The organism is Bacillus sp. MYb78 (assembly GCF_002975115.1).
In the GTDB taxonomy this organism is placed as follows: domain Bacteria; phylum Bacillota; class Bacilli; order Bacillales; family Bacillaceae_G; genus Bacillus_A; species Bacillus_A cereus.
The window spans coordinates 1-6256 of sequence record NZ_PCOB01000048.1 but is presented as its reverse complement, the minus strand read 5'-3'; the positions used below and the strand labels follow the sequence as shown (position 1 = coordinate 6256).

The following is a 6256-nucleotide window of genomic DNA, read 5'->3' as shown; positions in this document are numbered from 1 at the left end:
TTCTGTTTCTTTTTAGGTTGTAATTTACCAGTGATTTCATCTTGATTTTTCTTTGCCATATTTGATATATTAGTCCTATCTGAAAAACATCAGAATTTCTAATTTCTGAATTTCATATTCGATATAAAAAAGGGTGTACGAATCCTTTTTTTGGACTTGCTCCTCTCGTGGTATTTATGATTTTTAATTCGACACTAAAAATGATAAATCTATCCGCCTGAAAAAGCAAGTCTTTTTTTTTACAAACCCTTGATACATAAGGGCTAAAAGAATACATAGGCATCAATTTCGTTGCCGAAATAGTTACCTATGTATTAAAGAAAGAAAAAACTCGATTTTTCGAACACGAAAAATCATAAAAAAATGCCCCTAAATCCACTCCGTGGACAGGGGCATTTTTTTTCGTTCAAAACCATTTTTTTTAACGGATAAAACATCTGAGAAACATACTCATCTTAAGCAAGTTATAAAAAACAAATTCCGCTAACGCTATAAATCTAAAAAACAAAAAACTCAAACAGAACCACACTATCTCTCCAATCCCTGGTCCCGATTTTTCTGTTGGCTACTTCGCACTTGTTTTAATCTCTTTTGTTGTTCTTCATGCTCTTGTTTATGATTCAAAAACTTTTGAGCGCCTCTCACTTCATCATCACTAGTAAAATATCGTTTTAAAAATTTGCAATTCATCCTGTCCAATATACTCCCCTTAACGTAACCAATCACCCCAGCCAATTCAGGAAGCTTTTCTTTATACAACTCTTTCACTCGTTCCAACGTTTTCTTAAAGAAATCATTCTCTTCCTTCAATCCTCGATTCTCTCTTTTCAATTCTGTTATTTGCCCCTCTAAAATACATTTCTCTCTATACAGCCCATCTTTTTCACGTGTAATTACACCTGATTCGTTTTTAAGGCGTCTAACATCTTCTCTAAGGGCTTCCGACGACCTAGCTAATACTTTTATACTTTCGAAGTCTTCCGAGGTAATCTCGACCGTTTTAGAGCGTATAAACCCACCTTTTTCTTTAACTGGGATCTCATCCACACTTTTTGCTTGATCTAAAGACATTTTTAAATCATGAAGACGACTATCTATTCCCTTCTTTTCTTGCTCTAGTTCTTCTATTTCTTGTTGTAAAGTCACCGCTTTAAACCGCTGCGTCGATAAATGTTTTCTATCACTAGAAACACCACGCTCTATATCAAATCCCTTTTCTTTCACATGTTCATAGATTTTATCTTGTAAATCATGAAACTCTGATTTGTTTTTAAAAAATGAATACGCTGATAGTTTTTGTTTTTCATTAACTGGAACCATACCCACATGCATATGAGGTGTTTTTTCATCAACATGTACGGAAGCATACACAAAGTTCTCTTCTCCATATCTCCCCTTCAAAAAACGAAGAGACTCTTCAAAGAATCGTCTCTGTTCCACTTGAGATAAAGAATTCATATAATCCGGACTAGCCGAAATCATGAACGAACAACAAACAACAGCGTCTTTCCGAATTGCACGATTAGATACAACACCATTATCAATTCGATTTTGAATTAATTTCTTATAATCCACTTTTTCTTTGTCATGAATCAGATCATAATTCTGTTCCGTTCGTGCTTGAATAATATCTGAATTGGAATGACTTTCTTTTTCACGTTGATTATGTATTTGTAATCCTTTCACATCTCTCATCTTAAATTTTTGCATATGGCAAATCACGAACTTCGACATGGGCCTCGCTCCTTTTTTTCGGGGGTAGTTCCATGTAAACAGTAGCACACTACAGTTTACTGCGTAAACACGTGTGCCCTTCGGGACATTTCGGCTACCGCCGAGCCATAACAAGCATGGCAAAAAAAATCATGGGCTTTGCCCAAACCCACAAGGGAAACTCTTCCCCTTGACCCCTTTCAATCGAACTCCCCAACCCCTCAATCCTTGAGGGACTCCCTCGCCGGTTGGCATCCCCAAAACGGCTAACGTTTTGGAGTTCCAAGAGGGTTCTGGGCACAGTGGGTTCGTCCACTCCTTAATGCTCACTTCGTTCCGCTTACCGTTGGACAAACATCATACAACTACCTCTAACTTTTTACAGTTGACATCCATGTATTAAAAAGTCTCTTTTTATATTCACCACGACTACATAACATGTCCCGCTGCCATGCAATACATCCTCGCCAATCTTCCCTATTTTTTTCAGCTACTAACCAACTTTTCTTAAAAACTATTAACCCCAACAATGACAAAGCCATTCCCGCGTCCTCGTAAAATGTCCTCGCCAACCTTCAACATTTTTCAACTCGCCACCGATCTATGGGAATTTTCTTGTAGTGAAATGACTACTTCCTCTACAAACATAATTTTTTTTGTTTTACAGGAAGAGCTTCAACTATTCTCTATTTTTCAAACATCATCAAATCTATTGATACAATCATATTCTTTATGAGAACCACTGTCGGAACAGCCACAGAATAAAACGACAACTATTCCTAGAGCAATTCCAATATCGAATCCATAGAAAAATACACCTCAGAACGCTCAGAATCCATTCTAGGAACTTCTAGTTCCCTTAAGAAACCCAACATCCTAAAATACTTAAAAACGATTATAAGACCCTTAAAAAGCAAAAATAAAAAAAGAGCATAAGGAAACCGAATCCCACTTTGCAAAAAAAGTGGTGAAATAGGCTGTGCCTATTGGGTTTCTATCACTCTATTTTTAGGGATGTATTTCTACCGTTTGTATGCGACCTATATGCGTTTTTCGGCACTTTGTATGTGTCCCGTATGCGCCTATATGCGCTTGGTATGCGCTTAAAATTAAACCTAAAAAAACTGGGATGCGTTTTTTCGGGTTGTAGTTCGTTTTGAGACCGTTTAAAGATGGTTTGTGGGTCGTCTTGAGGCTTTTGTAGATCGTTTTGATGCCCTTTTAATAGTTACAGCAAATATAACAAGAAAAAAGTCCATTCTTTTGAAAAGAATGGACTTTTTTTGAAACGAGGAAAAATTAACTTGTAAACCATTTTACCTGTACATAACCAGTATAATACAAAATAAGAATAAGGGTTAGAATTTTCTGTTATTTAGACTAACATTATGTGTTAAATATTTTTTTTAGTAATTAAATAAGCTATGATAGCTGCTACTAACGCTAATGCTACAATAATTAAATTTTGGATTATATATCCTGTAAATGAGTAATCACTTTTAACAATCCATTGATAAATATTTAGAGATAGAAAAAGTGTTACCGGAAATAAAATAAAATACATTTGTTTTAAAATTGAACTTTTATCCATAAATTGCACACTTACCTCCATAATAAGCTAAAGTAGCCGCTAAACCTGCTACGCTACTTCCTATAAAGAATTTAACGCCTATTTTAGCCGCTTCTTTCCATAATTTTTTCTCAAGATAATATGCCAATCCACCATTAAATGCGGCTTGTACAGCATTTACTCCAAAAAAGTCATATAAAGCATCTTTCATGCAACTTGTAAAAGATAAACCAGCAATATCACTTTTATCTTTTTTAATTTGTTGTTTAAGTGCATCTAAACCAACATCATTCCCATATTTCGCTTCTATTTTATTAAAATCAAAATCAACAATTTCACCTTGATTATTATATATAGCGGCTTCTTCATGCATAAATTGAAACGCTTCTGCTAATTCATTAATGCTCTTTTCATCTTGACCAGAAACGAGAGACTGTTTCGTTTGTATTATATTGTTGTTATTTGTAGTTGCCGCAAAAACATTATTTGTCACAAATGCTACATTTCCTGCCAATATTCCTCCGACTAACAATACTGGAATCATTTTTTTATATGTTTTTCTCCAATTACTTCTCTCAATACTAATTTTTTTCATAAATTTCATCCCCTTAAGTTTATTATTCAAAATAGATAATAAACTTAATTTACATATAATTCAATATTTTGTTAATAATCCTAATATTTAGGTCGATTGCTAATTGTTGGAATTTGCTTTTAAATATCTTTTCCATGTGCATATTGTTGAATAATATCATTTTTTTCTTTAGCATCATGTGTTTGAATGGAATTATTGAATTGGGAAAAGAAAATACCTGTTGTACATGCTACCCCTATTAGTATCAGACTAAATTTTTTCATCATTTCAATGACTCCCTTTCTAATAAGTTTCTTTTAGCTTTGTAACTTTTATAAAAATATTCATTAGATTTATCCTTATTCTTTTCTTCATAAAATCTTATAGCCAATTCTTCAGTATAATCTTGTATGTATTTCCATAGATTTTGTTTTTCAAAATATGGAATCGCGTCTAACATGACTTTTTCTAATTGTTCAGTAGATAATTTATTGTTTAATGCTTGTAAAAATAAGAAATGAATTTTATATTCTTGGTTACAAACATTTAGCCCTTTTTCAATATATGTGTTTACTGTATTTGTTTGTTTTAACTTGTAATATTCTTGTGCTAATAAAAACATTGTTTTGTAATCGTCTTCTTGATTTTCAAAGGATTCAAGAAGATAACGGATTGCAAGTTCAGAAAGATTTTGATCTGCATATAAAAGACCTAAGTTATAACGTACGATTAAAGCTAATTTGTTTTCACTGTGTTTTTCAAATTTATTAATTGCGGAAAGCAAGTATTCTTCTGCAACAGAAAATTCCCTTAATGTAATACAAGCCATACCAAGTGTGTTTTCACATGCTCCGGTTTTAATCTCGTATCCTAGTTTCCCACTAAAAAAACTTTTGGCTTTGTTAGCATATTGAGTTGCTAATAAGGCTTGATGAGTATGATAATAGAAAGTTGCAACAGCATAATTAAATTCAGCTTTTTCTACTTCATCAGGAATTTCTTCTAGTAATTTTTCTGCTATATCATAATATTTTTGAGTTTCACTATAATTTCCTGTTTTCATTGCATGCATGCCTTTAAAGAAATGATAATAGTAATCTAAAAAATTATTTGTGTGTTCTTTTAATTGTTCGATTTTTTCTAAAGATTGTTCTCTATCTGCATAGTCGTTTGTAAGAATCTTGTATCTCAAATCAATAAGTGAATAATATAAAAGTAAATTTTGGTCTTCTTCTATGTTGTTAATTTCTTTTTCAATCTTTTGTTTTAATTGTTTTGCTTTAATAATGTGTTGCGCTCGAATTTCTTGATACCAATCATTTAATAATTTTGTAATTTGTTCGTTTCCTAGTTGAACATTCATAGAATCTTCTCCTTTTCCAAAATTATCTATATTTTATTTTCTATCATGTTATCATGCTATTGTATAAGACTAACTTTTCAACAGTTGATATATAAAGTTTTTAATATTCTGTATTTTTAAATAGTGTAGCACCTTCACTATTTAAAAATACTTAGTAACAAATAAAAAAAGAGCCCCCAAACAGGAACTCTTTTTCAATACTCATCAATTCCATCACTTTACTGCACTACTATCAATGAAATCACGAAGTATGCCAGTACCGCTCATCTTCCAAGGTGTTGACGCACCTAGCAAGACTATAATTTCATTTACCACATTCAAACCATATTCATACAATAACAAATAGAAATCAAAACTTTAAATACACATATAGCCCTACAAAAAAAACATATGTGAATATAACTCATTGTCGATTAGCAAAAATATGCTTTCATCATACACAAGCTATCTAAAGCTAAAATAGCCCCTAAATTATTTTGTCTCACTATCATCTCGAATATATTCAATTAAATCCAATAACTCAACATCCAACTTCTCACAGATCGTTATCAATGTATCTAATTTTAAAGAAGACACATTCTCATTGTGCCACAACTTATTAATAGAATTACGACTTACTCCCGTTATTCTCACCAAATCCGAAATATTATCTATATTCTTTTTCGCCATAATCATACGAATATTACTTACTACCTTCATTTTTCATACTCCTTTTCATTCAATGTACATACCATTTTACTTACAAGGATACTTTTATACAAATAAAACATAAATTAAATAATATTAAGGTTATTTTTTATATATTCACATTTAATATTAACCTTAAAAATAAAATATATTGTTTTATTATTTAATTTTATTTGTTTTAATTGAAATTTTAACCCCTTAGAGTTAAAATTAAATATATAACTTAAAATTTAATCTTTTAAAATGTATTTTTAACTCTAAAAAAACTAAGAGGAGATTATCATTTTGGCATTCCTAACAAATTACAAAGCAAACGGAAAAAGATACTTTTATGTAGAAAAATATGTTG

At 31.6% G+C, this 6256-nt stretch carries 7 protein-coding genes; all 7 read right to left on the bottom strand.

What is annotated here, in order from left to right; genetic code table 11:
• Positions 1–528: 528 nt before the first annotated feature.
• Positions 529–1734, bottom strand: coding sequence for a MobV family relaxase (mobV, locus tag CQ064_RS32520; RefSeq protein ID WP_000033305.1), 1206 nt, complete (start codon positions 1732–1734; stop codon positions 529–531).
• Between the two features lie 350 nt (positions 1735–2084).
• A complete protein-coding gene (locus tag CQ064_RS33870) occupies positions 2085–2255 on the bottom strand; it encodes a hypothetical protein (RefSeq protein WP_001218510.1) in 171 nt (56 codons plus the stop codon).
• A gap of 851 nt (positions 2256–3106) precedes the next feature.
• The gene (locus CQ064_RS32515; RefSeq protein ID WP_000361625.1) at positions 3107–3304 is read right to left on the bottom strand and encodes a hypothetical protein; all 198 of its coding nucleotides are present in this window, start codon (positions 3302–3304) and stop codon (positions 3107–3109) included.
• The gene (locus tag CQ064_RS32510; protein ID WP_000723966.1) at positions 3297–3878 is read right to left on the bottom strand and encodes a hypothetical protein; all 582 of its coding nucleotides are present in this window, start codon (positions 3876–3878) and stop codon (positions 3297–3299) included. Before CQ064_RS32510 ends, CQ064_RS32515 begins: the two co-directional genes overlap by 8 nt.
• Positions 3879–3997: 119 nt before the next feature.
• Positions 3998–4144, bottom strand: coding sequence for a hypothetical protein (locus CQ064_RS33865; protein WP_000976019.1), 147 nt, complete (start codon positions 4142–4144; stop codon positions 3998–4000).
• Entirely contained in the window at positions 4141–5220 is a 1080-nt protein-coding gene (locus CQ064_RS32505; RefSeq protein WP_001102658.1) for a response regulator aspartate phosphatase, read from the bottom strand. The genes CQ064_RS33865 and CQ064_RS32505 overlap by 4 nt, the downstream gene beginning before the upstream one ends.
• Before the next feature lie 471 nt (positions 5221–5691).
• A complete protein-coding gene (locus tag CQ064_RS32500; RefSeq protein WP_000869869.1) occupies positions 5692–5919 on the bottom strand; it encodes a helix-turn-helix domain-containing protein in 228 nt (75 codons plus the stop codon).
• Positions 5920–6256 lie beyond the last annotated feature (337 nt).